Raw genomic sequence first — 26,942 nt, forward strand, 5'->3', positions numbered from 1 at the left:
CACAAATGAACGACTACCTCGGCCTGGCGGCACTCGTGATCCTGGTGCTGCTCAACGGCTTTTTCGTGGCGACGGAGTACGCGCTCGTGAGCGTTCGTCGCACACGCATCGATCAGCTTGCTCTCGAGGGCAATCGCGGCGCTCGGCGCGTGCAACACGTGCTCGAGAACCTCGACTTGTACATCGCGTCCGTACAACTGGGCGTGAGCATCGCGTCGATCGCGCTGGGCTTCGTGGCCGAACCGGCCATCGAGCACCTCACGCTCCCGCTGTTCCAAGCGATGGGGATTCCGGCGTCGTACGCGATCACCGTGTCCATCGCGTTCGCGCTCGTGCTCACGACGATTTTGCACGTCGTGTTCGGCGAACTCTTCCCCAAGTCGGCGGCGCTTCAGCGTTCCGAGCAAGTCGCGCTTCGCTTCACGCCCGCCCTCGTCGTATTCACGGCGGTCTTCCGCCTCGTGATTCTCGGTCTCAACAAATTGGGAGCCGGAGTGCTGCGCCTGTTCGGCTTCAAGCCTGTCGCGGGACATCACACGGCGCACTCGGAAGAAGAGATTCGCATGATCGTCTCGGCGTCGAGCCAAGAGGGCGTGCTCGAAGACGACGAGAAAGAGCTCGTCTACAACGCCCTCGACCTCAGCGACACCGCACTTCGCACCATCATGACCCCCCGCGTGGACATGATCACGATCGACGCGGGTTGCACGCTGCGCGCCTTCTTGCACGTCAACGACGAGCACGGCTACTCTCGCGTGCCCGTGTACCAGGATTCGCCCGACAACGTGATCGGCGTGGTGCACACGCAAGACGTTCTGAAGTACATCGACCGCCTCGACGACGTGACCGTCGGCAGCATCGCCCGCCCGACGTACTTCGCGCCCGAAGGCATGCGCGTCTCGGACCTGCTCAAGACCTTGCGCGAGCGCAAGACGCACCTCGCGGTCATCGTAGACGAGTTCGGCGGCACGGCGGGTCTCGTGACGCTCGAAGACGTTCTCGAAGAAATCGTGGGCGAAATCTACGACGAGACGGACGAAGTCGAGGAGAACGGGGTGCAAATCGTGCGAGAAGGCGAGTTCGTCCTCGACGCGACCCTCAGCATCGGCGACGCCGAGGAAGCGCTCGGCGTGGAACTCGACGGACTGGAGGAAGCGGCGGAATTCGAAACGGTCGCGGGCTTCGTGACAGAGCACTTCGGCTATATTCCGAACGTGGGCGAGCGTTTCGAGCACTCCGATTGGACCTTCATCGTGGAGGCGGCCGATCAGCGGCGCGTCACGCTCGTGCGGGCCCTCAAAGGAAGCTCGCTGCCCACGCTGGAAGGAGGCGCGAGTGTCAACCTCGAAGCCCGAACTTGATTCAACGCCCAACTCGAACGTCCCCGTCGACGAGACGTTGCTCGACCTTGCCAAAGCCACTCGCCTCAAGGCCTACACGCCGTACAGCCACTTCAATGTCGGCGCCGCCTTGCGCACGACGACGGGCCAAGTGTTCTTCGGCGCCAACATCGAGAACGCCTCGTACGGCTTGGCGCGATGCGCCGAGCAAAGCGCCGTGCAAGCCATGGCCTCCTCGGGCGAGCGAGAATTCACGGAGATCGTCGTGTACACCGAGGCGTCCCCGCCTGCCAGTCCGTGCGGCGCGTGTCGCCAGATTCTCTTCGAATTCTCGCCGGAAGCGCGCCTCGTGTGCGTCAACCACCTTGGAGAGACGATCACCGGTCAAGTGAAGGACTTCTTGCCGTACGGCTTTCGGCTCGAATCCTAAGCAGAGAAGAAGAGAAGCGCCCACTTCGTTCGGCGGGCGCTTCTCTTCTCTTTTGGGGATTCAAGCCGGGTAGAAGAACACCGCCGATCCGATGAGGACGTACACGCCGAGCAGCAGGGCGCCTTCGAGCCAGTTCGTCTCGCCGTCGCGAACGACCGAGTTGGCGATGATGACGGCGGCAAACACGGCGACCATTTCGATGGGGCTCACGACGAGGCTCATGGGACTGCCGATCAGCAAGGACGCGAGAACGAGCAGGGGCGCGACGAGCAGGGCGACTTGCACGGTGGAGCCCAGCGCGATCGTCATGGCGAGGTCCATCTTGTTGCGTAGCGCGAACAGGACGGCGGCGGCGTGCTCGGCGGCGTTGCCGATGATCGGAATGAGGATGAGGCCCACGAAGAACTCCGAAAGGCCGAAGGAGCGCGTGGCGACTTCGAGGCTTCCGACGAGGAACTCCGACATGAACCCCACGAGGATCGTCGCGCCGAGCAGCACACCGACCGCGCGGAGCACGCTCCAGTTGGGGCCGTGCTCTTCGCCTTCCTCGTCGGCGGTGGACAGCACGTCTTTGTGCGTGACGAGCGAGAAGACGATGTTGGCAACGTACAGCAAGATCAGCACGACCGCCGTGGCGTCCGAGAGGTTGACGTCGAGGCGCTCGACGAGGCCCGCCGCCTCCGTTTGCCGAGCCGCGAGGTCGAACACGGTCGGGACGAGCAAGGCGATGACGCTGAGGGTCAGCATGGAGGTCACGAGGCCCGCCGACTGGATGTTGAAGCGCTGCGTTCGGAACTTCAAGCCGCCCAGGAACACGGCGAGGCCCATCACCAGCAGCAAGTTGCCGAGAATAGAGCCGATGATGCTGGCCTTCACCACCTCGATCTTTCCGGCTTGCAACGCGAAGAAGGCGATGATGAGCTCGGTGGCGTTGCCGAACGTCGCGTTCAGCAGCCCACCGATGGTGCTGCCCGCGCGCGCGGCGAGTTCCTCGGTGGCGCGGCCCATCCATCCGGCGAGCGGCAGGATGGCGAGGGCGGACGCGGCGAAGATCAGGGTGCCGTTCGCGTTCGTGAACTCCAAGAAGAACGCGATCGGCACGAAGATCAGCAACAAGTTCAGGAACATGCGAAGAGTGTAAGCGGTCGTGAAGCGCCCGGCCTTCCTTCGATCTTGACCTGCCTCGGGATACGCTGAGAGCGTATCGGCTATACTCGGGCGCGATGGCGACGGTGCAGGAACTGCGCGACAAGTTGCGGCGCCCCTTGGAACGCGAGCTTCTGACGGGATGCCAGAATCGCGTCGTGGCGGGCGGCGTGGAAAAGCTCCTCGAAAACCTGGCGCGGCCCTTTCCCAACGTGCGCGAGATGCTGCGCGGCTACGCGGACATGAACTTGCCGACGCGAGAGGAAAAGTTGCGGGAGGCGCTCGCCTTGCTGACGGAGGGCGGCGCGGCGAAGAAGGCGGCGTCCGTCTCCCCCACCAAGAGCGTGACGATCGAGGTGGGCGGAAAGCTGCCGCCGAGTCTGGAAGTCGCGAAGCTCGACCTCGGGCCGGGCGGCGCGAAGAAGTTGCACGCCCTGGGCTTGCGAACGTTGCGGGACGTGCTGCATCACTATCCTCGACGTCACGAGGACCGCCGCGCCTTGCCGAACTTGGAAGAAGTCGAGGAAGGCCAGAAGCTCACCGTCGCGGGCGTCGTCGTCTCCAAGTCGCGCCGCACGCCGAAGCCCGGAATGCTGATTCTGGAGGCGGTGCTGCTCGACGAGTGGAACAACCGGGTGCGCTGCTCGTGGTTCGGGCAGCCGTGGGTGGAGCGTCAACTCAGGGAAGGCGCGCGGCTCGTCGTGACGGGACGCGTGAAGAAGTTCGGGCGATCCGTGCAGCTTGGCGTGGAGTACTTCGAAAGCGAGGACGACGTCAAGGACAGCCTCTCGATCGGACGCATCGTGGGCGTGTACGACGCCAAGGAAGGCACGTCGCAGGCGTTCTTGCGCAAGGTGGCGCACAAAGTCCTCACCGAGACGGACCTCTCGGACTACCTGCCGATCACGACGCGGCAGAAGGTCGGCCTCACGGACTTGCCGGACGCGCTCGCGGGCATGCACTTCCCGACCGACGAGTTTCATCTCGCGCGGGCGTTGGAGCGCTTGCGTTTCGACGAGTACCTCTTCTTGGAGCTTCGCATGCTGCTGCAAGGAGAGGACGGGGTGCTGCTCGGCAAGCGCATCTCGGCGACGAACGAGGACATCGCCACGTTCGAAGCGTCCTTGCCGTTTCGCTTCACGAACGCCCAGCGACGCGTTCTGCTCGAAATCGCGGACGACATGCGCGGCGAGCGGCAAATGGCGCGCCTCGTGCAAGGCGACGTGGGAAGCGGCAAGACGGCCGTGGCGGCATGCGCGCTGTACCTCGCGACGCGCGACTCGTATCAAGGAGCGCTGATGGCTCCGACGGAGATCTTGGCGCGGCAACACTTCGCGAGCCTCACGACGTACCTGTATCCGCTCGGCGTGCGCGTCGGACTGTTGATCGGCGCGATGACCGCCAAGCAGAAGGCGGACGTCGTGAAGGCCTTGGAGACGGGCGAGCTCGACGTCGTCGTGGGCACGCAGGCACTCATTCAAGAAGGCGTGAGCTTTCACAACCTGGGGCTCGCCGTCGTGGACGAGGAGCACCGCTTCGGCGTACAGCAACGCCGCAAGTTGCTGCAAGATCGCCCGGACGTCTTGGTGATGAGCGCGACCCCCATTCCGCGTTCCCTGGCCCTCACCGCGTACGGCGATCTCGAGCTGTCGATCATCGACGAGTTGCCGCCCGGCCGCACGCCCATCGAGACGAAGCTCCTTCAAGACACCCAGCGGCGCGCCGCGTACGGCTTCGTCATGAGCCAGGTGCGCGAGGGGCGGCAAGCGTACGTCGTGACCGCCCTCATCGAGGAGAACGAGAAGCTGGAGTTGCTCGCCGCGACACAGCTCTACGACAACTTGCGCGAGCTCTTGCCCGAAGCGCGCGTGACGCTGCTGCACGGAAAGATGAGCGCCACCGAGAAGGACGACGTCATGGCGCGTTTTCGAGCGCACGAATTCGACGTCCTCGTATCTACGACCGTCATCGAAGTCGGCGTGGACGTTCCGAACGCCACCGTGATGGTGATCGAGAACGCCGAGCGCTTCGGGCTGAGCCAACTGCACCAACTTCGCGGACGTGTCGGGCGCGGATCGCACAAAAGCTACTGCGTCCTCGTGGCGGGCGAACACTCCAAGAAGACGCGCCAGCGCCTCAAAGTCATCGAGAACTCCACGGACGGCTTCGTGATCGCCGAGGCGGACCTCAAGTTGCGCGGACCGGGCGAGCTGCGCGGCACGCGGCAAAGCGGCATTCCGGACCTCAAGCTCGGTGACATCGTGAGCGACGTCGAGATCATCGAGCGAGCGCGCGACCTCGCCAAGACCATCTTGAAAAGCGACCCGACCCTCTCGCATCCGAGGCTCACGGCCCTACGTGAAGAGCTGTCTCAGCGGGCATCGCAAGTCGCGTACCGGGAGGTGATTTGATGCTCAGGCTCGCGACGCGCGAGGACGTCCCCGCCATCTTGGAAATCTACAACGACGCGGTCGTGAACTCGACGGCTTCGTACGACCTCGCGCCGGTGTCGCTCGAAGACCGCCTCGCGTGGTTCGACGAGAAGACCGGGCACGACTGGCCGATCCTCGTGGCGATCGAAGATGGCGACGTCATCGGGTGGGGCACGTACGGACCGTTTCGCGCCAAGCCCGGCTACCGCTTCACCGTCGAGCACAGCGTGTACGTGAAGGCCGCGAGGCGAGGCGGCGGCATCGGCACGGAGTTGCTTCGGGCGTTGATCGAGCGGGCGCGAAGCGAAGGGCGGCACGTCATGATCGCGGGTGTGGACGCGCACAACGAGGCGAGCTTACGCTTTCACGAAGCCCTCGGGTTCAAGCGCGTCGCGCACTTTCGTGAAATCGGGCGAAAGTTCGGACGCTGGCTGGACCTCGTGTTTCTTCAGCTTCTTCTGGAAGACGCGAAAGCCGAGTCGTCCGCTTCGGTGTCATCCGATTCATAGGCACGTTCGCTAAATTATTGTCATGCTTCGCCGAACGCTCGTCTTGCTGTCCCTCGCCCTCGCCGCGTCCACCACCTTCGCGACTCAAAGCGCGCAAGCGCCGTCGACGGCGCCTGTCACCACGACCGCGCCGACGTGCCCTGATCCGTACGCTGTGGGAACGACCGCCGACGCGAACGCGAACGCCCGAACCCTCACGCAAGAGCAACGCGTGAACTTGTTCGACGCGTTCGTGAGCACGGCGCAAAAGTACTACATCGATCCGAAGTTCGGCGGCAAGGACTGGACCAAACTCTCGGCGGACGCGCGTGTCAAGGCGCTCGCAGCCACGACGGACGCGGCGTTCTACAACGAGATCCGCTCGCTCGTCTCCATCATCGATGACGCGCACTTCTACTTCCTCTCGCCGCAGGAAGCGCGCGAGGACGACGAAGGGCTGCAAAACCGCAACACGTACGGCGGCATCGGTGTCCAGATCGGCAAGTCCGAGGACAACAACTTGCTCATCTCGTTCGTGATGCCGGGCACGCCCGCCGAGAAGTCGGGCGTGCGCGCCGGGGAAGTCATCGTGGCCGTGGACGGAAAAGCGTGCCCGACCGTGCCGCAGGTGCGCGGTGAAGCGGGCACCACCGTCACCTTGACGCTGCGCTCGCCGAGCGGAAGCACGCGGCAAGTGCAAGTCGTGCGCGCAAGCGTCAACTCCAATCCCGCTCCGGCGGCAACGCGCCTGAAGTCGGACGAAGGCGTCGTCTATCTGCAGCTCAATACCTTCAGCTACCAGGGATCGGCGAACGACGCGCTGACCTTGCTGCGCTCCGAACTCGCCAAGGGGCCCGTGAAGGGCCTCGTGCTGGACTTGCGCGCCAACAGTGGAGGGCTCATCTCGGAAGGGCAGCGTTTCCTGAGCGCGTTCGCCAACGGCGTGTTCGGCGAGTGGCGTGACCGAGCGGGCCGCTCCCAGCCGTACCTGGCCCTCACCAATCCGCTGCGAACCACCTTGAGCCAAGTGCCGCTCGTGATTTTGACGAGCAACAACACGGCGAGCATGGCCGAGATCACGACGGCGGTGCTGCGTTACCGTCTCGACGCGAAGGTGCTGGGCCAGCGCACGTACAACATCATCGGAACGACTCTCGGCTTCCCGTTGCCCCTCGGCGCGCGCGCCTACATCACGCAAACGGACTTCTACTTGCCGAACGGGGTACGCGTCGGTGAAAAGGGAATCGATCCGGACGTCGACCTTCCCGTCTCCGCGATCATGTCGCCGAACGAGGATCCGGTCGTGACGGAAGCTCTGAAGGTGCTCTCAAGCGTTCGTGGAGCCAAGTAAAGTCAGTTGTCATGTTCGTGTGACACCTCTCGTGCCACAGTGATGTCAAGCGCAAGAGGAATGCGGGCCGAGTGAAGTCCATGCGCAGGGAGTTCGCCTAATTAGGCGAACTCCCTTTTTATGCCGCTGCCACGTTCACGCCTTCATGCTTTCACGGCCCACCCAAGAAGCGCTTGCCTTCGGGCCATGTTTCAACCGAGCGGGCGTCGTATCTTGTTCGGCATGACTTCATTCGCGCGTTCGGATTTGAATGGAAAAATCGCGCTCGTCACGGGCGGCACGAACGGCATCGGCCTCGTCGCGGCTCGAGAGCTCGCGCGCATGGACGCCCACGTCGTCATCGTCGGGCGAAGCGAGGCGAAGCTCGGTGATAGCGCTCGCGTGATCAAGGCCGAGACGGGCCGAGACGTCGAGACGATGAAAGCCGACTTGGAGATTCTGAGCGAGGTGCGCCTGCTCGCCGACACGTTCTCAACGCGCTTCGATCGCCTCGACGTCTTGTTGAACAACGCGGGCGCCTTCTTTCAACGACGCGCGGAAACGAGGGACGGCATCGAGCGTACGTGGGCCCTGAACCACCTCGCGCCCTTCGTGCTGACGACCCGTCTGCTGCCACTGCTGGAGCGGGCGGGCGACGCGCGCGTCGTGACGGTCTCGTCGGACGCGCACCGCTTCGGGCGCCTTCACTGGGACGACATCGAGTTTCGCCGCCGTTACTCGGCGTGGGGAGCGTACGGTCAAAGCAAGCTCGCCAACATCTTGTTCGCCCGAGAGCTCGCGAGGCGCACGGCGGGTACGGGCATGACTTCAAACGCACTGCATCCGGGCTTCGTTCGTACCGGGTTCGGCGGCGGTAGCGAGTCGAGCTTGAGCGGACGCTTGTTGCGCCTCATGACCCGCTTCGCGATCACCGCCGAGGAAGGCGCGCGAACGAGCGTGTACTTGTGCGCAAGCCCGACCGTGCATGGCGTGAGCGGCAAGTACTTCGAGAAGGAACGCGAGGCCGTGCCCGCCCCGCGAGCGCTCGACGACCAAAGCGCGCGGCGTCTTTGGGACGTGAGCGAAGCGATGACGAGCGTCTGAGCCGACAAAAACCGAACGCGAACAATCGGCGAGGGGGAATGGTGGCGTGGGAAGACGCCGCGGTTCCCCCTCGGGCAATTTTGTAATTCGATTGTCAGAATTGAAATGTTAGCTTCCTATTAGGTACATGAGGCGAAGAACACGCGACGTCGAAGCCGTCGCGCCGCTCGATATCGCCGACCACGGGAGGAACGCATGGAACACATGGCACACACCTGGAACTGGACGTACATTGCGTTGTCGTACATCATTGCCGCGTTCGCAGCGTACATGTCGCTCGAACTCGCGTCGCGCGCGGGCAAGACCATCGAGACGAGCCGCAACTTCTGGCTTGTCGCGCAAGGCTTCTTTCTCGGATATGGAATCTGGTCGATGCATTTCGTCGGAATGCTCGCCTTCGAAATGCCCACGTCGGTCTCCTACGACACGCCGCTCACGGTGGTCTCCGGTTTGGTCGCCGTCGTCTTCCTCATCGCCGCCATCTTCGTGATGAACGGCGGGAAGATGAGCGCTCGCAGGTTGCTCACGGCGGGCGCCATCTCCGGAGCGGGCATTGTCTTGATGCACTACGTCGGCATGGCCGCCATGCACGTGTCGGCTGCCAGAACGTACTCGTTCGTTCCGCTCGCGCTCTCGGTGCTGATCGCCGTCTCGGCCTCGTGCGTCGCCTTGTTCTTGTTCTCGCAAGTCACCGGAAAGTGGGCGCTCGATCGTGGCCGCAACGTCTTGTTCGGGCTCAAAGTCGTCGCGGGACTCGTCATGGGCATCGCAATCGTCGGGATGCACTACACCGGCATGGCCGCCGTGCAGTTCGCTCCCTCGGCGGACGCGGCGCTCGCTACGTTCGGCGGCGCGGACACGTCCTTGCTCGGCCTCGTCGTGTTGATCATCACCTTCATGCTCATGGGACTCGCCGTCGTCATGCTGCTCATGGACTCGGGCGCGCAAGAAGCGCTCGAAAGCTTCGACTGATTGTCCGTTTGCTCGCCTCCCCCGTCCTTCGCCCGATTCCTTCCGCGCTGGAGTTACTTATGGCCAAAATCGTAGTTGTTGACGACTCGAACGCCGACCTCAAGCTCATGGAGAGCATTCTCGTGGGAGATTCCCACACGGTGACGACGCTCTCGAATCCCGTGGGAGCCGAAGAGCAGATCGCGTCTCAGACGCCCGACCTCGTCTTGCTGGACATCGTCATGCCCACGCGAAACGGGTACGAGGTTCTTCGGGGCATCAAGCGCAACGCCGTCACGAAAGACGTCCCCGTCATTCTCGTGAGCTCGAAGTCGACCGATACGGACGTGCGTTGGGGCCTGCGGCAAGGCGCGAGCGAGTACGTCACGAAGCCGTACACGGCCGCGCAAGTTCTCGAAACGATTTCCAAGGTGCTGAGTTCGAAGGCGGTGAGTTGAGTGGAGACGAGCGCGACGTCGTCGTCCCGCGCTTTGCTCGTGCGCGTCGGTGGACGTGATGTCGCGCTCGAAGCGCGTTCGACGCGCGGCGCGGCCCTCGTCGAGCACGTGACGCCGGTGCCGCGCTCGTCCGAGATGCTGCTGGGATTGATCGCCGTTCGCGGTGACATCGTGCCCCTCGTGGACCTCGCGCGCCTGCTCGGCTCGGCGACGCCGGAGTTCGTGGGTCGGCAAGCGGTCGTCGTCGAGACCCGCGGAGAGCGCTTCGCCTTTCCCGTGGAGGACGTCTTCGGCTTCGCCAACGTCGTTCCCGCGCACGGTGCGCTGACCGCGCCGCCCGTGGAGGTCGGCGAGAGGGTCGTCGAGGCCCTCTCGCTCGACGAAGCTCTGACGGCGTTGAGCGAGCGCATTTCGCTCGTTTGACACACTCACTTCCCGAATGAAACGAGGGGGTCGCTCGATTCCCCATCGTGGTTCGAGATGTCCACTCTTCGATCTACACTCACCGATCAATAGGCACTGATCGGCACTTTTCCGGAGGACGTCATGGATTCACACGTGGATCAATTGGTAGGAGCTACGCTGCCCGGCGCGCCGAAGCGGCCGCGTATGAAGGCGGCGCGACGCGGTTCGTGGCTCGGCAACTTGCGCGTCGGTCAAAAGCTCGTTCTCATCGCCCTCTCGTTCGGCGTTCCGATCTCGGCGCTGCTCACGGCCCTCGTCGCGCAGCAGCAAGCCAACATCACGTTCACGCGCCAGGAACTCAATGGCGTGCAATTTTTGACGCCTCTCGAAGGCGTTCGCACGGCCGCTTGGCAGCACGCGGTGGCGGCCGTCGGAGTCAAGAACGGCGTGGCGAACGCCGATCAGGATCTCGAGCGCGCGGCGGCGAGCGTCGACGCCAACATCAAGGCGCTCAAAGCGCTCAGCGACCGCTTTCCGCGTCTCGGCGTCACGAACGACTTGGAAGAGCTCGAGCTCAACTGGAGCGCGCTGCGCCAGTCGGCCATCTTGCTCTCTTCTCGCGACGTGGCCGGAGCGCACGCCGCGTTCGACAGCCAACAACTTTCCAAGCTTACGCGCGCCGTCGCCGACCGATCGAACCTCACCCTCGACCCCTCGATCGCGTCGCGCTACACGATGGACATCGTCGTGAACAAGCTGCCCTTGCTGCGTCAGCAAAGCTCGTCGCTGCAATTGCTCGCCGATACCGTCCTGGCAAGCGGCGGGAAGTTCACGCTCGAAGATCGCATCAACTTGTCCACCCAAGCGTCGGCGGCCGAAGAACTCCTCGGCCAGACGATGGAAAGCGTGCAAGTGGCCACGGCGGCGACGCCTTACTTGAAGACCACGCTCGGCAAGACGGCGGACGAGGCGCGGAACAAAGCGCAGCCCTTCTTGCAAGGCATTCGTGAGCTCGTCGGTGGCGGCAACGTGAACCGCGCCAGCTTCGACAAGACTTCCCAGAGCTCCGCGCAAGCTTCGCTCGCCCTTATGCGCTCGGCCCAGTCGGCGCTCACGAACGAGTTGACCGATCGTTCCATGGCGCTCGAACGTCAGCGCCTCGTCACCTTGTTGGGCGTGACCGCCGTGTTGCTCGCCGCCTTCGCGATGCTCATCGCGATTTCGCGCGCCATTTCTCAGCCGCTCGGACAATTGGCAGGCGCGGCGCGCGCGCTCGGTCGCGGCAACCTCAATCTGCGCATTCCCGTGCGGTCGAACGACGAGATCGGCGTCGTCGCCGGGACCTTCAACGACGCCGTCGCGCAGTTGCGCGAAGTCGAGCACAAGAACGCCTCCGACCGTGAGGAAGCGTTGAAGCTGCAAGCGAACATCAGCGAGTTCCTCGACGTCACGATGGAGATCGCCGAAGGTAACTTCACGAAGCGCGGACGCGTCACGGAGGACGTGCTGGGCAACGTCGTCGACTCGATCAACTTGATGGTCGAGGAGCTCGAGGGCGTTCTCAAGCAAGTGCAGCGAGCGTCGGAAGCGGTGAACGTCGGGGCGGGCTCGATGCTCGAAACCACCGACGAGATCGTGCGCGGCGCGGAAGTCACCGCGCAGCAGACGGTGCGCGTGAACGAGCGGGTGTCGGAAGTGACGACGAACATTCGCCACATGGCCGAAAGCGCGCAGGCGTCGGCGAGCACGGCGACGGCGGCACTTCAAGCGTCTCAGCAAGGACAGCAGGCGGTGCAGGAAACGCTGGGCGGCATGCAGAACATCCGCCGCGAAGTGCAAGGCATCGCCAAGCGCATCAAGGGCCTCGGCGACCGCTCGCTCGAAATTCAAGAAATCGTCGATACCATCTCGCGCATCTCCAGTCAAACGAACCTGCTCGCGCTGAACGCCGCCATCGAAGCGGCAGGCGCGGGCGAGGCGGGCGCCCGCTTCGCGGTCGTCGCCGACGAAGTCCGCAAGCTCGCCGAAAACTCCGCGCTCGCCACGAACCGCATCGCGACGCTCATCAAGAACGTTCAAGCGGAAGTGCAGGAAGTGGTCGTGTCGGTGGAAGACGGAACGCGCGAGGTGGAAGCAGGCTACCGCGTAGCCAGCACCGCCGGTGAGCGCCTGTCCGAAATCGGACGTCTCGCTCAGCGCTCGGCGGACCTCGCCCGCATCATCTCGGAAGGGACGCAGGCACAGGTGCGCGGCGTGGAAAAAGTGGGCGAATCGGCCGGCGCGATCGCGCAGATCGCCGAAAGCTCGCGTCTCAGCGTGCAGGCAGGCCGCGAGGCCGCCGAGCGTCTGCGTCTGCTCGCCGAAGATCTCAACGGACAACTCGAGCGCTTCCGCTTGTCGTCGTGAGCACGCCGCATCGTAAGACACCGGAAAGGAGGCGAACGTGGATCAAGCAATGTCCGGCGACTTGTTCGAGAGTTTTTTGCTCGACTCGTGGGAAACGCTGGCAAGCTTCGAACGCCTCGTAGCAGCGCTGCGCGAGCGTTACGACGAGACGTCGCTGCACGACCTCGCCGTCATCGCGCACCGCATCAAGGGTACGACCGCTTTGTACGGCTATCCGCAGATGTCGCGCCTGGCAGAGCTCGCCGAGCGTCTGCTAGAACTACGCCCCAGGCTCGACGAGGAAGGACGCGAAGGGCTCATCGCCTTTCTGGAGCGCCTCGCGGTGTGCTTGCGCGGCGCGTTGGAACGCGTGAGCGCCCAAGAAGGCGAAGGCGAGCTCGGACTCACGTTCGCCGAGCTCGGCGGCACGGCCTTGCTGCAACAACTGTTGTCGAGCGCGCCCAAAGCGTTCGTTCGAAAGACGGTGGACGGAGCGGACGGGCGTCAGCAGAACTTGAGCGAACAGCTCACGTCCTTCGCCCGCAAGAACGCGGAAATCTGGACGTACTTCGCTCCCGAGGCTCGCGAGCACATCGAGCTGATGCGGTCGATCCTCGATCAAGGCGCACGTCGCGGCGAGGATCTCACGGGCCTGTTCCGTTCCGCGCACACCCTCAAGGGCTCGTCGTACATGGTGGGCTGCACGCCGCTCGGCGACCTCGGGCACCTGCTCGAAGACGTCTTGGGCGCCGCGCGTGAAGGGCGTCTCGATCTGCAAGGCGGCGCGGCCCTCGTGCTCGCCGAAGGCATCGATCTGGCCGAGCGCATGCTGCTCGTCGCGGAAGGCGAGGAGACAGACCTCACGCGCGTTCATCGCCACACGCGCCGCAAGCTGCTCGCCCTGCGCGGCGAGGAGGACGACTCGGCGAACATCGTCCCGGAGGCGACCGCCACGCCCGAGCCCGCTCCTGCCCCGTCCGCCGCTCGCGGAGCCGACGCGTCGTCGACCGTGCGCGTGTCGACGCGCAAGCTCGACGACTTGATGCGGTCGGTCGGGGAACTCATCGTGAGGCGCTCTCGCCTCGATTACCAACTCGAGCAATTCGCCGACTTGGAACGACTGCTCGCGGCGAGTACCGAGCGCCTCTCGCGCACGGTTCTTGAATTCGAAGAAAAGTACCTTCACCCCCACCTTCAGGCGGCGGGCTCGCCCGAGACCACGGACGCGACGGCCGAGCCGACCGCTGAGGCGCTCCGACCCGCGTCGAGCGTCACGGCGACCGTGAGCGAGCTGTTCGACGAGTTGGAATTCGACTCGTACGGCGACCTCAACGTCGTCGCGCGGGCGGTATCCGAGATGTCGGCCGACCTCGCGGAATTGCAGCAGAGCTTCACGACGAGGCTCTCGGTGCTGCGAGAGGAAAGCGAGTCGCTCGGCAAGTTGGCGCGCTCGGTACGAACGGACGTGTCGCGCGCTCGACGCGTTCCATTCTCGGGAGCGGCGGCGCGTTTGAAGCGCTGGGCGCGCACGCGCGGCGCCGACATCTTGAAGCTGGACGTGCAAGGCGAGAACGTCGAAGTCGATACGGTGGTGCTGGAGGCCCTCACGGCGCCGCTGTTGCACCTCGCCAACAATGCGCTCGCCCACGGCGTCGAGCCTGCGGCGGTGCGCGAAGCCCTCGGCAAGCCCCGCGAAGGGCAACTCCTCGTGCGCGCGGAAGCGCGAGGCGCCTTCTTGGACGTGGAGTTCAGCGACGACGGAGCGGGGATCGACCTCGCGACCGTGCGTGAAAAGGCGCGCGGCCGCGTGAACGACGCGCAGCTGAACGCCATGTCGGACGACGAATTGACCTCTTTGATCTTCCTGCCCGGCCTTTCGACGTCTTCGGAAGTGACGTCGGAGGCGGGGCGCGGCGTCGGGATGGACGTCGTCTCGGAAGCCGTTCGCCGTCTCGGCGGACAGGTGCTCGTACGGTCGGTGCGCGGCGTCGGCACCACCTTCACGTTGCGCGTGCCACTCACTCAGCAGATCACGGACGCGCTTGTCTTCACCGTCGGGGACTTGCTCGGCGGCTTCCCGACGGGCATGGTTCGCGCTTTGAACGAGGTGCCCGTCGGTTCGGTCCTCGTCACGGACGCGGGCGAGCAGATCGACCTCGCGGGTGAACGTCTCCGCCTCTATCGCTTGGCAGACCTCCTCGGCTACACTCCTCCTCAAGAGGAGGCCTTGAAGGTGATCGTGGTGGAGTCTGGAGGACGCAAGTCCGCCGTCGTGGTCGACGGGTTTGTAGGCTTGGAGGAATTGGCGGTGCGACAACCTGGCGCCCTGCTGGGAGACGTCGGGTATCTCGCGGGCGGCGCCCTCGATCGCGCGGGCAACGTCGTGCTGCTGTTCGATCCGCTCGGCGTGGAGCAGCTTTCGGGAGGGGCCGTTTCGACGGGGCTTCCGAAAGTCTCCGTGCGAGCCAGTGCCAAGCGCGTGTTGCTCGTCGACGACTCGGTCAGCGTGCGGCGCGTCGTGTCGAGCATGCTGTCGCGGGCAGGCTACGCCGTGAAGACCGCCGGGGACGGCGCGGAAGCGCTCGACTTGCTGCGCGTCGACTCGGACTTCTCGGCCGTGCTCACGGACCTCGAGATGCCGCGCGTCAACGGCTTCGAACTCATCGAAGAGGTGCGGCGTCGCCCGACGACCGCGCATCTGCCGATCGTCGTCATGACGACGCGCGCCGGTGACAAGCACCAAACGCTCGCGAAGTCGCTTGGCGCGACGGATTACTTCAGCAAACCCATCGACGAGGCACGCTTGTTACGCCGCCTCGCCGACCTCACGAGTGCCGGGATTCGGGCGTGAGGGTGGTGGCGCTCTGCTGCTGATCATGTCGAACAACGCACGTCGAGCTCGCCTTGCCGAGCATCTTCGCCTCGTCGGCGTGGATGTGCGTGAAGCGCAAAGCGCGCTCGAAGCGTTGACGCAACTCGAGCGGACGGTGCCGGACGCGATCGTGTGCGACGCGCAGTTGCAGGACATGACGGGCATGGAAATGCTCGACATCGTTCGCAGCGAACCCCAGTACTCGTCGCTGGTGTTCTTGCTGGTCGGCAGTGAGGAGCTTTCGAGCTTCGGCCTTCGAGATCTCGCCGTGTCCGCCGACGCCACGCCTTCGGACATTCTCCGCGAACTTCGCCTGATCCTCGACTTCAATCCTTTGGGCGTGCAGGAAGTGTCCGGCTCGTTCGAGACGTTGGGTTGGATGGGTGTGCTGCGCGCGCTCAACCAAGGGCGGCGCAGCGGCGAGTTGCGCGTGACGGTCGAATCGAGCGATTCACGCGTCTGGCTGCAAAGCGGACAGATCGTGCACGCCCGCTACGGTCTGCTGCAGGGAGAAGCGGCCATCACAGCTTTGCACGGCGGCCTCATGAACCTCGTGAACGCCGATTACACCTTCACGGCCGGAACTCCGGCCGTTCCCCGGTCGATCACCACTCCCACCCCGGTGTTGCTGGGCCGTGCGGCGCCGAGTGACGTGCTGCGACTCCCCGTCGACTGAATTCATCTTCTCCAGGAGTGTCAATGAAACAAGTTCTCGTCGTGGACGACAGCCTCAGCGTCCGCAAGGCGCTGGAAATCATCCTCAAGCCCTTGTCCTACACCGTTCGCATGGCCGATTCGGGCGAGGCGGCACTCGCCGCTCTCGGAGAAGCGAAGGTGGACCTCGTCATCGCGGACGTGCTCATGCCGGGTATCAGTGGCTTCGAGTTGTGCGAGCACATCAAGACGGATCCTTTGCACGCGCAAACGCCCGTCGTGCTGATCTCGGGCATCGTCAGCGACGAGGAGCGCGCGCAAGCGACGAGCGTCGGGGCGGTTCAGCTCGTCAAAAAGCCTTTTCGCGCCGAAGATCTGCTGCCCGTCGTGCAGACCGCCCTCGCGGGCAGGCCCGACGAGCACGACGCGCCCGCCGCTGCGCCGAGCCTGCCGAGCGACGGCTTGCTCGACGCGCTTCTCTCGAAGCAGGGCATTGTGAGCGCCCTCGTGACGAGCGACGGCAAGGCGCTCGCTCGTCGCGGCGATCCTCTGCCCGACGAGGACACGCTGTGCCAGTACGTTCGCTTCTTCGCGTCGGCCCTCTCGGTGGTCGGCACGCATTTGGAAGAGGAGTGGAGCGGCGCCTTGTTGGAGTACGGCAAGCGCTCACTCCTCGTCGCGCCCCTCACGGCGCGCCACACCTTGCTGGTCGTCTTGAAGGACGCGGGCGCTTCGAACGTCGCCAAGTACGTCGTGAAGACGCAGCGACCTCAATTCGAGGCGGCCTTGTCGCTGAACTGACTGCACGCCGATCAATTCGGCGCGTAGGACCATTCAAGTGGCGCGGCGGGCTCGATGAGGACGAGCTCGCCGCCATCGTCTTTGACGGCGGCGAGCAGCAAGCCGTCGGGCAAGTCCTCGAACAACTCGGCTTCGTTCTCGAAGACCATCAGCACGATCGCGCGCTCGAGCGTTCCGTCCTCGGGCCGGGCCAGGTAAGCCCAGCCGCCTTCGCGCAGGACGCTCGCGACTGCCTGCCACCCGCGCGAGTCGGCGGCGGTGTAACGACGCGCGACTTTGGGCAGCGTTCCACGCAGGCGTTCGAGCGTATGGCCGTGCAACATGATGTCACTCTAACCGCCGAGCATGAGCGGGGCCCTTCATGAAGCTGATAGGCATTCGCGCTTAGGTCACGCTTTCATAAAGCACGAGGGTGACGTGCACAGCGCACGTCACCCTTGAAGTGGTTATTTTTCGCCTCGCTCAGGCCTTCATACAAGATTGAGGCCACGCGGCACGTTCGCGCACGATTTCACGGAAGCGGCCCACGCCCGCTTGCAGCAGTTCGAGGGCGCGGGGAAACACGTCCTTGAAGTCGCCTTCGCGTGCCAACAGAATTTCCACGGTCGCTTGAGTATCGCCGCCCGCGACGAAGACCTTGACGGCTTTCGTCTTGGTGTTGACTTCGGAAGCGGCTTCGAGCGCGCGGCGGCGGTCCGCCTCGGTCTTGGCAGCGTAGAAGTTCGGGTACAGCAGGATGAAGGACAGCGGGTCTTTTTCACTGACGCGCAGGAAGTAGTGGCCGCCTTGAATCTTGAAGTACACGTCTCCCTCGGCGTCGACGCTGGGCTCGTAGCCCGCTTGCGCCAAGAAATCCGTATATTGTTGCACCAGCGGGTTGAGCGTGCGCTCCATCATGACCTCATTTTAGAACTCGTCTTAAGGGAATGTATAAGAGAAGCTGACGTAGCTCTCACGGACCGCGCCGCGATCTTACTGCAAGCTCGCGACAGGACGGCGGAAGTTCAAGGTCAGAAGCGCGCACACCAGCATGGCGTACGACATCACGAGGATGAACAAGTCCGTTGACGGATAAAGATACGAAATCGCGCCGCTCATTACCAGCAACGCGGTCAAGGCGAGCAGCAAGGGTTCCCGCTTGTCGGGCCGAGCCGTGTAGCCGTAAATGCCCGCGATCATCGCAAACAACAACGGGCCGAGCAGAGTGTTGAACATTTCGACTTCCATCAGTCCTCTCCTTCGCACCACCCTAGCAGAACCTATTAAGTGTTTCTAGAGTCGCTTCTCATGTTGTACAAACAAAGTGATTGCTCCGACTTCAAGTTCCAGGCAACGTCAAGCTAAGGCAAGCTCAAGCAAACAACGCTCCTGCCGCGAGAAAAACGCAATGCCTCCTTCCTACAATGAAGCTTGACCCGCGCGCCGCGCGGGGATCAGCTCTGCAAGGAGGCGCGCATGGCGAGGCTCAAAGGCAAAGGGAACAACACCGGAACCAGCATCGCGATCACCGTATTGATCCTACTCATTCTGTTCTTACTACTTTATTTCTTCTACTTGAAACCCAACAACCTTCTCGACCTCGGTTTTTGATTGGTGGCTCGACATGCGAAAAGGCAAAGACATCATCGGCAAGCCGATCGTCACCCTCGAAACGGGTGAACGCGTCGCCAACGTCCAAGACCTCGTGTTCGATCAACGCTCCAACGAACTCCTCGCCTTGCTCGTCGACGAGGGCGGTTGGTTCCGCGCAGCGCGCGTCGTACCCCTCAGCGCCGTTCGTTCGTTCGGCGAGGACGCCATCGTCATCGGCTCGCCCGAACAAGTCGTGTCCGCCACCGACCTCGAGCGCGTGCCCGACATCCTCAACGACGACGCCAAATTGCTCGGCACCACCCTCATGACCACCGACGGCAAAAACCTGGGGCGCCTCGCCGACTTGTACTTCGACGAGATCAGCGGCAAGGTCGTGGGGTACGACGTGACGGGCGGGCTCTTCGCCGACCTCTCCTCGGGCCGCTCGTTCGTGCCCGCACCGGAAACCATCACCTTCGGCTCGGACGTCGCCATGGTGCCGCCCGAAACGGCGCTCGCCATGGAGGAAGCCGAGCCGGGCGGACTTCAAGGCGCGTTCAACTCGGCAGGCCAAAGCTTGCAGAGCACGTATCAGAACGCCGCCGCCGCGACGAAAGAGCGCCAACGAACCTTCGTGGTCGGCAAGCTCGCCGCGCGAGAAGTGACGGCGCCCGACGGCGAGCTCATCGTCGCGGCAGGCGAGCCCATCACGGAGGAAACCGCGCAATTCGCCGACGAGAAGGGCGCTTTGAACGCCTTGTTCCTCGCGGCGGGCGGCGGCGCCTTGCAAGAGACGTTCCAAAACGCTCGTGACCGCGTGCAAGAGCGCTACGAGGACTTGTCGACCGCCTCGAAGGAACGCCAGAAGGACTTCGTGACCGGCAAGGTCGCCGGAGACGACGTCACCGCTCCCGACGGCACCATCATCGTCACGAAGGGTGACGAGATCATGCCGGAGATGGTCGACCTCGCCGAGCAGAAGGGCGCCTTGCCGCGCCTGCTCGCCGCCGCGGGCGGCGGCTTGGTACAACAGGGCGTCAGCTCTGCCGGAGAACGCTTCGACGATCTGCGCGAGAATCTCGGAACGGCGAGCGCCGAGCGGCAACGAGAATTCCTGATCGGCAGGACGGCCGAGCGCGAAGTCATCGCCAGCGACGGCACCCTCATCGTCGGGCGGGGCGCCGTCATCAACGAGTTCGACGTGGCGCGCGCCGAACAGCACGCTGCCGTCGGCACGCTGCTCGCGGCCGTGACCGTCGGTTCGCTCGCTACGGGCGCCGAGAATGTCCGCGACAACCTCGCCAGCGGGCTCGACACCGTGAGCGCCCACCTTTCGGGAGCCGTCGACAACCTCCGCGCGCGAGTCGTCTCGGACGGCGCGGCGACGAGCACGGCGACGACCGCGACCGACGGAGTCGTGGGGCGCCGCGTCGTGACCGACGTGTACGGACCCGCCGGCATCCTGCTCGCCGCGCAAGGCCAAATCGTCACGCCCGCCGTGCTGCAAGACGCCCGGGCGCACGGACGCGAAGCCGAATTGATCGCCGCGACACGCGGCGGCACGGCGGGCACGACCGCGACCGTCTCCGACCGCCTTGCCGAAGGAACGCAGCGTGTCAGCGAAGGCGCGTCGAGCCTCATCGACCGCGCCAAGGAGTGGATCAACGAGCGCGCCGAGCAAGCGCAAGAAGCCAACGAGCAGCGCCGAATTAACAACGCCCTGGGGCGCCCCGTGACGCGGGTCATCCTCGATCCGTCGGACAACATCATTCTCAACGTCGGCGAGATCGTCACGCACAAAGCCGTCGAGATGGCGAGGACGGGCAGTGTCCTCGACATCCTGCTCGACTCCGTCAGCACCGATACCGCTCCCCTCACGCCCGAAGACGTTCGCCCGCATGCCACGGGTACCGCGGCGCTTCAAGTCGAACACGACGAACCCGTGCGGCTCAACGACGACGGCACGCCCCGTCGGGTCTGAGCTTCCCCTTCGAGCCCTCCTTCCCGTTCGAGGAAGGAGGGCTTTTCGAGTCGAGCGGTGGCTTTCGGACGAATTTCAGGTTCGAGCTATACTTGTAAGTAATGCGCCTCAATCGGCTGGAAGTGCGCCGTCTCGCCACCATCGAATCGCTCGACCTCGACCTCGGGGACGGGTTTTGCGCCTTCACGGGCGAGACGGGCGCCGGGAAGAGCATCATCGTGGACGCCCTCGGCTTGTTGATGGGCACGAGAACGAACGCGGACCTCGTTCGAAGCGGCACCGAGGACTTGCTCGTGACAGGTTTTTGGAACGACGAGAGCGCTTCGAGGCGTGTCACGTCCGCCGGGCGGTCCACGACGCGCCTCGAAGGCGAGGTCGTGAGCCTCAAGGAACTTGCCGCTTGGACCTCCGAGCGCCTCACCATCCACTGGCAGCACTCGGCGCAGACCCTGCTCTCCCCCGCCCACCAGCGCGCGATGCTCGACCGTACGCTCGCCGGAAGCGAAGTCGAGGCGTACAAGGAGGCGTTCAAGGCCTGGACGGACGCGCGGTCACGGCTGGACCGTCTCCGAGCGAACGAGCGAGAACGGGCGCGGCAACTCGACCTTCTGGAGTACCAACTTCAGGAAATCGACGCGGTCACCCCGGTCGTCGGCGAGGAGGATCCGCTGAACGCCGAACTCGCCCGCCTCTCGAACCTCGAGACGATCGCGACGGGAGCGGCGGGCGCACTGGAGCTCTTGAGCGAGGCGGACGTCAACGCGGTGTCCCTCGTGACGGACGCCGTGCGCGCCATGACGCAAAGCGCGAAGTACGACGCGAACGTCGCACAACTCTTGGAGGAAGTCAAAGCCGCGCGCGAAGCCCTCAAGGCCGTGGCCGGAGAGCTGGCGTCCGTCGCCGAAGACAGCGCGCCCGATCCCGAAGAGCTCGCCCGCATCGAAAGTCGCCTCGCCGCCTTGTCGAAGCTGCGCACGAAGTACGGCCCGACCCTCGAAGACGTCTTGAAGTACCGAGACGAGGTCTCGGCGCAACTCACCGAGTTGCGCCGAGACGAGCGCGACGCGGGAAGCCTCGACGCGGAAGTCGAGGCGCGTTTGCGCGACGTCCGGAAGCGCGGAGAGGCCCTCTCGAAAGCGCGCGCGAAGATCGCGCCGACGCTCGCTTCCAAGCTGCTGGCAGTCGTTCGCGAGCTCGGGATGCCGCACGCGCGTCTCTCGTTCGCCCTCGCGCCGCTCGACGAGCCTGCTTCGCACGGCGTCGAGAACGTCGAGTTGATGTTCAGCGCCAACCCGGGCGAGCAACTCGGCCACCTCGCCGACGTCGCGTCGGGCGGTGAGTTGTCCCGGGTGATGCTCGCCGTGAGCACCGTGCTCGGAGCGGACACGCCGACCGTGGTGTTCGACGAGGTGGACGCCGGAATCGGGGGAAGCGCCGCCAACGCGGTCGCGGCGCAGCTCGCCGCCCTCGCCGAGCAGCGTCAAGTGCTCGTGGTGACGCACCTCGCTCAGATCGCCGCGCGGGCGAATCATCATTACAAAGTCGAAAAGCACGTCGAGGGCGGGCGCACGGTCACACGTGTTCGCGAACTCGTCGACGACGAGCGCGAAGCGGAGATCGCGCGAATGCTCTCGGGCTCGGACTCCTCGGCGGCGCGTCAGCACGCACGTGAACTGTTGACGGCCCCGCGCTGAGGGAGCGTGAAGAAGACGTTCAGTCGCCCGTCAGTTCCCGCCCGTAAGATGAGCGTCATGAACAAGCGAGCGATCGGCGTCCTGAGCTTGGGAGCCGCCCTGTTGTCGGGCTGCACCATGACGGGACCCAACAACTTCGAGGTGCACGAGGTACTTCTGTACGGCGGCGTTCAGGAGCGCATCGGCTGGGTGTACGGCGACCTGCCCGCCACGACAGGCGCGGCGAGCGGCTCGACGAACGTGAAGCTCGGCGGCAGCGACGTCACGCTGCGCCCGCAAGTCAGCGACGCGCTCGCCGTGACGGGCACGCTGAGCGTTGGTGGGCGCGCGACGTTTCGCGCGCCCACCACGGCCGTCAACCGCGCCGTGACCGTCACGAAAGACTTCATCGGAGACAACTACAGCGTGCAGGTCGGAACGAACGTCGACGCCGTGTTCTTCACGGACGGCCGAACGTGGTTCAAGCTTTCCGACCGTCTCGTCGCCGGAAGCGTCGTGAGCCGCGTGCCCGCCAACGTCGGAACGCTGCGCGGCGCCGGCAGTCTCACGAACGCCGAGGCGGACGCGTTGTCGAGCTCGCTTTTGAGTCAAGGGCCGCTCGCGGTCGCCGTCCTGCCGATCAGCACGCTGCCCGACCGCCCGCTCGACGTGTCGCCAGCACCGCGCACCTACCTGCGCACCGGCCTCTTCGTGCAACCGGGCCTCGCGACCGCCATCGCGCCGACGCCCGCCGCTCCTTCCAATTCGAATCCGAGTGTGACCGTGACCGAGTACACCCGAGGCGCCAACAGCATCTTCTCCAGCCCGAACGCCAGCGTCTTCGTGTCGCGCACCGCCACCGACTTGGCGGCGCGCCTCGCCGTGGCCTTCGGCAATCAAACGAACCCGCCGAACTTGCCGAGCGTCGACTTCGCCCGAGAAACGATCGTCACGTTCTTCTTGGGGCAAAGGCCGACCGGAGGGTACGGCGTCAGCCTCGTCTCGGCGCGCGCGAGCGGCAGCACCCTCACCGTGACGGTGCGCGTCACCGCCCCGGGTCCCGGCGCCATCACCTCGCAAGTCATCACCAGTCCGTTCCTCTTGGTGCGGGCCAGCGGTCTGTTCGACCGCGTGGTCGTGCAGGACACGAACGGCACCGTGCTGGCCCAAAGCAACTGAACATCGACTTCGCCGAGCGGGAGGTTCTCGCTCGGACATGAACGGGCGGTTCGCGAGGAGCGACCGCCCGTTCGAATTACGCGCTCAGGATTTCGCAGCCAGCGGGAGTCACGACGATGGTGTGCTCAAATTGGGCGCTGGGCTTGCCGTCGGCGGTCACGACCGTCCAGCCGTCGCCCAGAAGGCGCGTGTCGGGCTTGCCGAGGTTGATCATCGGCTCGACCGTGAACACCATGCCCGCTTGCAGCTTGAGGCCGGTGCCGGGCTTGCCGTAATGCAGCACCGTCGGTTCTTCGTGCAGACGACGTCCGACGCCGTGCCCGGTGTATTCGCGCACCACGCTGAATCCACGCGGTTCGGCGGTGCTTTGAATGGCGTGCCCGATGTCACCGAGACGCGATCCGGCCTTGACGGTCTCGAGCGCGGCGTTGAGGCAGTCGCGGGTCGTGTCGACGAGCTTGCGAACATCGGGGCGGACGTTGCCGACCGTGTACGTGTAGCAGGCGTCACCGTAGAAACCGCCCAGCTTCACGCCGATATCGACGCCGATGATGTCACCTTCGCGAAGTCGACGGCCGTCGGGAATGCCGTGGCAGATGACCTCGTTCACCGACGCGCAGATGGTGCCGGGAAAAGGAGTGTGGCCGTGCGGCGCGTAGCCCTTGTACGCGGGTTCGGCCCCGTGCGAGCGAATGAACTCCTCGGCGAGTCGGTCGAGTTCGACGAGGGTGACGCCAGGCTTGACGTAAGGCTCGAGGACCACGAACGTCTGCGCGACGAGCGCGTTCGCTTTACGAAGCGCCTCGATTTCCTTGGGGTTCTTGAGGGCGACGCGAGTCATACCGGACAAGGCTATCATCAACGCCCGCTGGACACCGAGAAGGCGTACACGGTGGTCGACTCGAACACTTCGCCCGGCCGTAGGACCGTGGAGGGAAAGCGAGGCTGGTTCGGCGTGTCGGGAAAGTGCTGCGTTTCCAAGCACAGCGCCCAGCGATGCTCGTACACCCGCCCGTCCTTTCCGTGAACGCTGCCGTCGAGGAAATTTCCGGAGTAGAACTGGACTCCCGGCTGTGTCGTGGCGACGTCCATGACGCGGCCCGAGGCGGAATCGAACAGGCGCGCGACATGAGCCAGGGCGCGCGGACGCTCAGCGAGCACGAAGTTATGATCGTAGCCTCCCGCGAAGCGCAACTGCTCGTCGTCGTCGTTCACGCGTTCACCGATTTTGCGAGGCGTGCGGAAATCGAAGGGCGTGCCGTCCACCTTCTGAAAGTCACCGGTCGGGATGAGGGTCTCGTCGATCGGCGTGATCGCTTCGGCGGCGATGGTGAGTTCGTGGTCGAGAACGTCGCGGCTCGCGTCGCCCGTCAAGTTGAAGTACGAGTGGTTGGTGAGGTTGACGATCGTCGGGGCGCTCGTCGTCGCGCGGTAGTGAAGGCGCAGTTCGTTCGCGGTCGTCAGAGTGTACGTGACGACCGCCGTAAGGGTGCCGGGATAGCCTTCCTCGCCGTCCGGGGAGACGTACGTGAGGCGCACGCTCGGCTCGTCACCGTCGATCGGCTCGGCTTGCCATACGACTTGATCGAATCCGCCCGGACCGCCGTGCAAGGAATTCGGGCCGTTGTTCACGGGCAACTGGTACGTCTGACCGTCGAGTTCGAAGCGGCCCCGCGCGATGCGGTTGGCGTGCCGTCCGATCAGCGCTCCGAAGTAAGGTGACTGCGCCCGCCCGAGGTACGGCTTCAACGTGTCGTGTCCGAGGACGACGTCGCCCGGCGTTCCCTCTCGGTCGGGGGTGAGCAGGTGGGTGACGATGCCTCCGAAATTCGTGATGCGCGCTTCGAGACCCGACGGCGTGCGCAGCGTGAAAATGGAGACAGACGTTCCCGCGTCCGTCTCCCCCCAAGGTTGCTGTTCGATGCTCATTGGCGAATCAAACCTCATGAACGCGCTCACTGTCCAGAGGGGAAGCGCGTCATGAGTGGCGCAAACGTCGCCTCACATCCTCGACGTCGGCGAGCCACGCGCCGAAGTCGTCGCCTTCGGCCGCCCACAAGTCTCGCACGTCGGAGTTCGCGGCCGTGACGCGTTCGAGGGCGTCGAGCGCGAGGCTTCGCAGATCGTCGGACACTTGCAGCGGCAAGGACGACAGCGCGGCGCGGCGCTCCATCGGCACGCGTGACCAGTCGCCGGTCACGTACACGGCCACGAGTTCCGCCGCCGCGACCGCCCGCATGCCCTCGGGCACTTCGAGGAAGTCGTCCTCGTCCACGGCGATCTCGAGCGCTTCCCATACGGCGACCGGCCCGTCATTCAGCACCTCTGCGAGGTAGCGAGTCGCCTCGTCGTTTTCGAAGACCCCGGTTCCCCACGCCGCCATCAGCTCTTCACCTGCTCTCCGCGGCCGTACGTGCGCTCGACGTACGTTTCGAGAAGCTCTTGGAAATCCTCGGCGATGCGCGGGCCTCGCAACGTCGTGAGCAGTTGACCATCTTGGTACACGGGCGCGCGCGGATCTTCGCCCGTGCCGGGCAGCGAGATGCCGATGTTCGCGTGCTTGCTTTCGCCGGGACCGTTGACGACGCAGCCCATCACGGCGACCTGCATCGCCTCCACGCCGGGGTACTTGAGCTTCCACTCGGGCATGGAGTCGCCGATGTACCTTTGAATCTTTTGCGCGAGTTCCTGAAAGAAGGTGCTCGTCGTGCGGCCGCAGCCCGGGCAGGCCGTGACTTGAGGCAGGAACTGCCGAATGCCCATGGACTGCAAAATTTGTTGCGCGACTTCCACTTCGAGCTTGCGAGGCGCGCCGGGCTCGGGCGTGAGAGACACGCGAATGGTGTCGCCGATACCTTCGAGCAGCAAGGGCGCGAGGGCCGCGCTGCTCGCCACGATGCCCTTCATGCCCATGCCGGCTTCCGTGAGGCCGAGGTGCAGAGGGTAGTCGCACAAGGCGGCGAGCTTGCGGTACACGGACCACAGTTCGGGAGCGCTCGACACCTTGGCGGAAATCAGGATCTTGTCGTGTCCGAGGCCGAGCGACTCGGCGTACTCGGCGCTCTCCAAGGCGGACGCGATCATCGCGTCGATCATGACGTCCGTGCCGCTTCTCGGCGTCGCGCTGCGAGCGTTCTCGTCCATCATGCGCGCGAGGACCGTTTGGTCGAGGCTGCCCCAATTCACGCCGATTCGAACGGGCTTCGCGTACTCCTTGGCGACCTCGATCATCGTCGCGAAGTTCTTGTCGTGATGCTGACCCGCGCCGACGTTTCCGGGATTGATGCGGTACTTCGCGAGTAATCTCGCCGTCTCGGGAAACTCGCGCAGGAGGATGTGGCCGTTGTAGTGGAAGTCGCCGACGATGGGCGTGCTCAAGCCCACGTCGGCGAGTCGCCGCACGATGTCGGGAATGGCCGCCGCCGCCGCCTTGTTGTTCACGGTGACGCGCACGACTTCCGAACCCGCGCGGGCCAGCTGGGCGATCTGAATGGCGGTCGCCTCGGCGTTGGCGGTGTCGGTGTTCGTCATGGACTGCACCATGACCGGATGATCCGAGCCCACGGGCACGGTTCCCACCCAAGCCGTCACGGTTTTGCGACGAGGAATCATGTGCCCAGTCTAGCGACGAAGGCAGAAGCGGGATAGCGTGAAACGTCCCGAACGAACCATGTCTCGGCGCCCGGTCCTCTTGACGCCATGTCGGAAGCGGAGGCCTCGAACGCGCCCCGCTCGACCTCG

25 protein-coding genes are annotated in these 26,942 nt (G+C 64.6%); 17 read left to right on the forward strand and 8 right to left on the reverse strand.

Features of this window, described 5'->3' with window-relative positions; genetic code table 11:
- Positions 1 to 5 precede the first annotated feature (5 nt).
- The gene (locus tag DES52_RS02180) at positions 6 to 1,361 is read left to right on the forward strand and encodes a hemolysin family protein (RefSeq protein ID WP_110885095.1); all 1,356 of its coding nucleotides are present in this window, start codon (positions 6 to 8) and stop codon (positions 1,359 to 1,361) included.
- The gene (gene cdd / locus DES52_RS02185; protein ID WP_110885096.1) at positions 1,336 to 1,770 is read left to right on the forward strand and encodes a cytidine deaminase; all 435 of its coding nucleotides are present in this window, start codon (positions 1,336 to 1,338) and stop codon (positions 1,768 to 1,770) included. Before DES52_RS02180 ends, cdd begins: the two co-directional genes overlap by 26 nt.
- Before the next feature lie 60 nt (positions 1,771 to 1,830).
- On the opposite strand, the gene cax is transcribed toward cdd, so the two are convergent.
- Positions 1,831 to 2,898 carry a calcium/proton exchanger gene (gene cax / locus DES52_RS02190; protein WP_110885097.1) on the reverse strand — a complete coding sequence of 356 codons (1,068 nt, stop codon included), beginning with the start codon at positions 2,896 to 2,898 and terminating at the stop codon, positions 1,831 to 1,833.
- A gap of 95 nt (positions 2,899 to 2,993) precedes the next feature.
- Between cax and recG the strand changes: the two genes are divergently transcribed.
- The 11 genes from recG to DES52_RS02245 all read left to right on the forward strand — a co-directional run bounded on the left by recG (position 2,994) and on the right by DES52_RS02245 (position 16,796).
- Positions 2,994 to 5,327 (forward strand): ATP-dependent DNA helicase RecG, encoded by a 2,334-nt coding sequence (gene recG / locus DES52_RS02195; RefSeq protein WP_110885098.1) that lies wholly within the window; start codon positions 2,994 to 2,996, stop codon positions 5,325 to 5,327.
- Entirely contained in the window at positions 5,327 to 5,857 is a 531-nt protein-coding gene (locus DES52_RS02200; protein WP_110885099.1) for a GNAT family N-acetyltransferase, read from the forward strand. Before recG ends, DES52_RS02200 begins: the two co-directional genes overlap by 1 nt.
- A 22-nt stretch (positions 5,858 to 5,879) precedes the next feature.
- On the forward strand, positions 5,880 to 7,187 hold the full coding sequence (locus DES52_RS02205) for a S41 family peptidase (RefSeq protein WP_110885100.1): 1,308 nt from the start codon (positions 5,880 to 5,882) through the stop codon (positions 7,185 to 7,187).
- 222 nt (positions 7,188 to 7,409) lie between these two features.
- Positions 7,410 to 8,270: an SDR family oxidoreductase gene (locus DES52_RS02210; RefSeq protein WP_211317841.1), complete on the forward strand. Its 861-nt coding sequence runs from the start codon at positions 7,410 to 7,412 to the stop codon at positions 8,268 to 8,270.
- A gap of 195 nt (positions 8,271 to 8,465) precedes the next feature.
- Positions 8,466 to 9,242, forward strand: coding sequence for an MHYT domain-containing protein (locus DES52_RS02215; protein ID WP_110885101.1), 777 nt, complete (start codon positions 8,466 to 8,468; stop codon positions 9,240 to 9,242).
- Positions 9,243 to 9,301: 59 nt separating this feature from the next.
- On the forward strand, positions 9,302 to 9,679 hold the full coding sequence (locus DES52_RS02220; protein ID WP_110885102.1) for a response regulator: 378 nt from the start codon (positions 9,302 to 9,304) through the stop codon (positions 9,677 to 9,679).
- On the forward strand, positions 9,680 to 10,102 hold the full coding sequence (locus DES52_RS02225) for a chemotaxis protein CheW (RefSeq protein ID WP_110885103.1): 423 nt from the start codon (positions 9,680 to 9,682) through the stop codon (positions 10,100 to 10,102).
- 123 nt (positions 10,103 to 10,225) lie between these two features.
- Positions 10,226 to 12,490 carry a methyl-accepting chemotaxis protein gene (locus tag DES52_RS02230; RefSeq protein WP_110885104.1) on the forward strand — a complete coding sequence of 755 codons (2,265 nt, stop codon included), beginning with the start codon at positions 10,226 to 10,228 and terminating at the stop codon, positions 12,488 to 12,490.
- 37 nt (positions 12,491 to 12,527) lie between these two features.
- Positions 12,528 to 15,320 (forward strand): hybrid sensor histidine kinase/response regulator, encoded by a 2,793-nt coding sequence (locus DES52_RS02235; protein ID WP_146237163.1) that lies wholly within the window; start codon positions 12,528 to 12,530, stop codon positions 15,318 to 15,320.
- A 25-nt stretch (positions 15,321 to 15,345) separates the two neighbouring features.
- The gene (locus DES52_RS02240) at positions 15,346 to 16,017 is read left to right on the forward strand and encodes a response regulator (protein ID WP_146237164.1); all 672 of its coding nucleotides are present in this window, start codon (positions 15,346 to 15,348) and stop codon (positions 16,015 to 16,017) included.
- Between the two features lie 23 nt (positions 16,018 to 16,040).
- Positions 16,041 to 16,796 (forward strand): response regulator, encoded by a 756-nt coding sequence (locus tag DES52_RS02245; protein WP_110885107.1) that lies wholly within the window; start codon positions 16,041 to 16,043, stop codon positions 16,794 to 16,796.
- 11 nt (positions 16,797 to 16,807) lie between these two features.
- Here the strand turns inward: DES52_RS02245 and DES52_RS02250 are convergent, their stop codons facing one another.
- From DES52_RS02250 to DES52_RS02260, 3 genes are all read right to left on the reverse strand, one after another.
- Positions 16,808 to 17,119: a hypothetical protein gene (locus DES52_RS02250; protein ID WP_110885108.1), complete on the reverse strand. Its 312-nt coding sequence runs from the start codon at positions 17,117 to 17,119 to the stop codon at positions 16,808 to 16,810.
- A 139-nt stretch (positions 17,120 to 17,258) separates the two neighbouring features.
- Positions 17,259 to 17,693, reverse strand: coding sequence for a YbjN domain-containing protein (locus tag DES52_RS02255; RefSeq protein ID WP_110885109.1), 435 nt, complete (start codon positions 17,691 to 17,693; stop codon positions 17,259 to 17,261).
- 75 nt (positions 17,694 to 17,768) lie between these two features.
- Positions 17,769 to 18,023, reverse strand: coding sequence for a hypothetical protein (locus DES52_RS02260; RefSeq protein WP_110885110.1), 255 nt, complete (start codon positions 18,021 to 18,023; stop codon positions 17,769 to 17,771).
- A 183-nt stretch (positions 18,024 to 18,206) separates the two neighbouring features.
- Here DES52_RS02260 and DES52_RS22465 point away from each other — a divergent pair, with 183 nt between their 5' ends.
- From DES52_RS22465 to DES52_RS02275, 4 genes are all read left to right on the forward strand, one after another.
- A complete protein-coding gene (locus DES52_RS22465; RefSeq protein ID WP_146237165.1) occupies positions 18,207 to 18,386 on the forward strand; it encodes a hypothetical protein in 180 nt (59 codons plus the stop codon).
- Between the two features lie 13 nt (positions 18,387 to 18,399).
- Positions 18,400 to 20,349: a PRC-barrel domain-containing protein gene (locus DES52_RS02265; RefSeq protein ID WP_110885111.1), complete on the forward strand. Its 1,950-nt coding sequence runs from the start codon at positions 18,400 to 18,402 to the stop codon at positions 20,347 to 20,349.
- A 101-nt stretch (positions 20,350 to 20,450) separates the two neighbouring features.
- Positions 20,451 to 22,043, forward strand: a complete 1,593-nt coding sequence (locus DES52_RS02270; RefSeq protein WP_110885112.1) for a DNA repair protein RecN — start codon at positions 20,451 to 20,453, stop codon at positions 22,041 to 22,043.
- 57 nt (positions 22,044 to 22,100) lie between these two features.
- A complete protein-coding gene (locus DES52_RS02275; RefSeq protein ID WP_110885113.1) occupies positions 22,101 to 23,201 on the forward strand; it encodes a protease complex subunit PrcB family protein in 1,101 nt (366 codons plus the stop codon).
- 76 nt (positions 23,202 to 23,277) lie between these two features.
- Here the strand turns inward: DES52_RS02275 and map are convergent, their stop codons facing one another.
- From map to ispG, 4 genes are read right to left on the reverse strand one after another with little or no spacing between them, the layout of a single operon-like run.
- A complete protein-coding gene (gene map / locus DES52_RS02280; protein WP_110885114.1) occupies positions 23,278 to 24,042 on the reverse strand; it encodes a type I methionyl aminopeptidase in 765 nt (254 codons plus the stop codon).
- A gap of 17 nt (positions 24,043 to 24,059) precedes the next feature.
- Positions 24,060 to 25,130, reverse strand: coding sequence for an aldose epimerase family protein (locus tag DES52_RS02285; RefSeq protein WP_245900570.1), 1,071 nt, complete (start codon positions 25,128 to 25,130; stop codon positions 24,060 to 24,062).
- 49 nt (positions 25,131 to 25,179) lie between these two features.
- Positions 25,180 to 25,584 (reverse strand): DUF4259 domain-containing protein, encoded by a 405-nt coding sequence (locus DES52_RS02290; protein ID WP_110885115.1) that lies wholly within the window; start codon positions 25,582 to 25,584, stop codon positions 25,180 to 25,182.
- A complete protein-coding gene (gene ispG, locus DES52_RS02295; RefSeq protein ID WP_110885116.1) occupies positions 25,584 to 26,813 on the reverse strand; it encodes a flavodoxin-dependent (E)-4-hydroxy-3-methylbut-2-enyl-diphosphate synthase in 1,230 nt (409 codons plus the stop codon). The genes DES52_RS02290 and ispG overlap by 1 nt, the downstream gene beginning before the upstream one ends.
- Between the last annotated feature and the right edge of the window lie 129 nt (positions 26,814 to 26,942).

Source organism: Deinococcus yavapaiensis KR-236 (genome assembly GCF_003217515.1).
Lineage (GTDB): Bacteria > Deinococcota > Deinococci > Deinococcales > Deinococcaceae > Deinococcus_A > Deinococcus_A yavapaiensis.

Excerpts from the sequence above, each read along its gene's own strand:
- DES52_RS02180 (WP_110885095.1), top strand. The coding sequence starts at position 6 with ATGAACGACTACCTCGGCCTGGCGGCACTCGTGATCCTGGTGCTGCTC.
- cax (WP_110885097.1), bottom strand. The coding sequence starts at position 2,898 with ATGTTCCTGAACTTGTTGCTGATCTTCGTGCCGATCGCGTTCTTCTTG.
- recG (WP_110885098.1), top strand. The coding sequence starts at position 2,994 with ATGGCGACGGTGCAGGAACTGCGCGACAAGTTGCGGCGCCCCTTGGAA.
- DES52_RS02200 (WP_110885099.1), top strand. The coding sequence starts at position 5,327 with ATGCTCAGGCTCGCGACGCGCGAGGACGTCCCCGCCATCTTGGAAATC.
- DES52_RS02205 (WP_110885100.1), top strand. The coding sequence starts at position 5,880 with ATGCTTCGCCGAACGCTCGTCTTGCTGTCCCTCGCCCTCGCCGCGTCC.
- DES52_RS02210 (WP_211317841.1), top strand. The coding sequence starts at position 7,410 with ATGACTTCATTCGCGCGTTCGGATTTGAATGGAAAAATCGCGCTCGTC.
- DES52_RS02215 (WP_110885101.1), top strand. The coding sequence starts at position 8,466 with ATGGAACACATGGCACACACCTGGAACTGGACGTACATTGCGTTGTCG.
- DES52_RS02220 (WP_110885102.1), top strand. The coding sequence starts at position 9,302 with ATGGCCAAAATCGTAGTTGTTGACGACTCGAACGCCGACCTCAAGCTC.
- DES52_RS02230 (WP_110885104.1), top strand. The coding sequence starts at position 10,226 with ATGGATTCACACGTGGATCAATTGGTAGGAGCTACGCTGCCCGGCGCG.
- DES52_RS02240 (WP_146237164.1), top strand. The coding sequence starts at position 15,346 with ATGTCGAACAACGCACGTCGAGCTCGCCTTGCCGAGCATCTTCGCCTC.
- DES52_RS02245 (WP_110885107.1), top strand. The coding sequence starts at position 16,041 with ATGAAACAAGTTCTCGTCGTGGACGACAGCCTCAGCGTCCGCAAGGCG.
- DES52_RS02250 (WP_110885108.1), bottom strand. The coding sequence starts at position 17,119 with ATGTTGCACGGCCATACGCTCGAACGCCTGCGTGGAACGCTGCCCAAA.
- DES52_RS02255 (WP_110885109.1), bottom strand. The coding sequence starts at position 17,693 with ATGATGGAGCGCACGCTCAACCCGCTGGTGCAACAATATACGGATTTC.
- DES52_RS02260 (WP_110885110.1), bottom strand. The coding sequence starts at position 18,023 with ATGGAAGTCGAAATGTTCAACACTCTGCTCGGCCCGTTGTTGTTTGCG.
- DES52_RS02265 (WP_110885111.1), top strand. The coding sequence starts at position 18,400 with ATGCGAAAAGGCAAAGACATCATCGGCAAGCCGATCGTCACCCTCGAA.
- DES52_RS02270 (WP_110885112.1), top strand. The coding sequence starts at position 20,451 with ATGCGCCTCAATCGGCTGGAAGTGCGCCGTCTCGCCACCATCGAATCG.
- DES52_RS02275 (WP_110885113.1), top strand. The coding sequence starts at position 22,101 with ATGAACAAGCGAGCGATCGGCGTCCTGAGCTTGGGAGCCGCCCTGTTG.
- map (WP_110885114.1), bottom strand. The coding sequence starts at position 24,042 with ATGACTCGCGTCGCCCTCAAGAACCCCAAGGAAATCGAGGCGCTTCGT.
- DES52_RS02285 (WP_245900570.1), bottom strand. The coding sequence starts at position 25,130 with ATGAGCATCGAACAGCAACCTTGGGGGGAGACGGACGCGGGAACGTCT.
- DES52_RS02290 (WP_110885115.1), bottom strand. The coding sequence starts at position 25,584 with ATGGCGGCGTGGGGAACCGGGGTCTTCGAAAACGACGAGGCGACTCGC.
- ispG (WP_110885116.1), bottom strand. The coding sequence starts at position 26,813 with ATGATTCCTCGTCGCAAAACCGTGACGGCTTGGGTGGGAACCGTGCCC.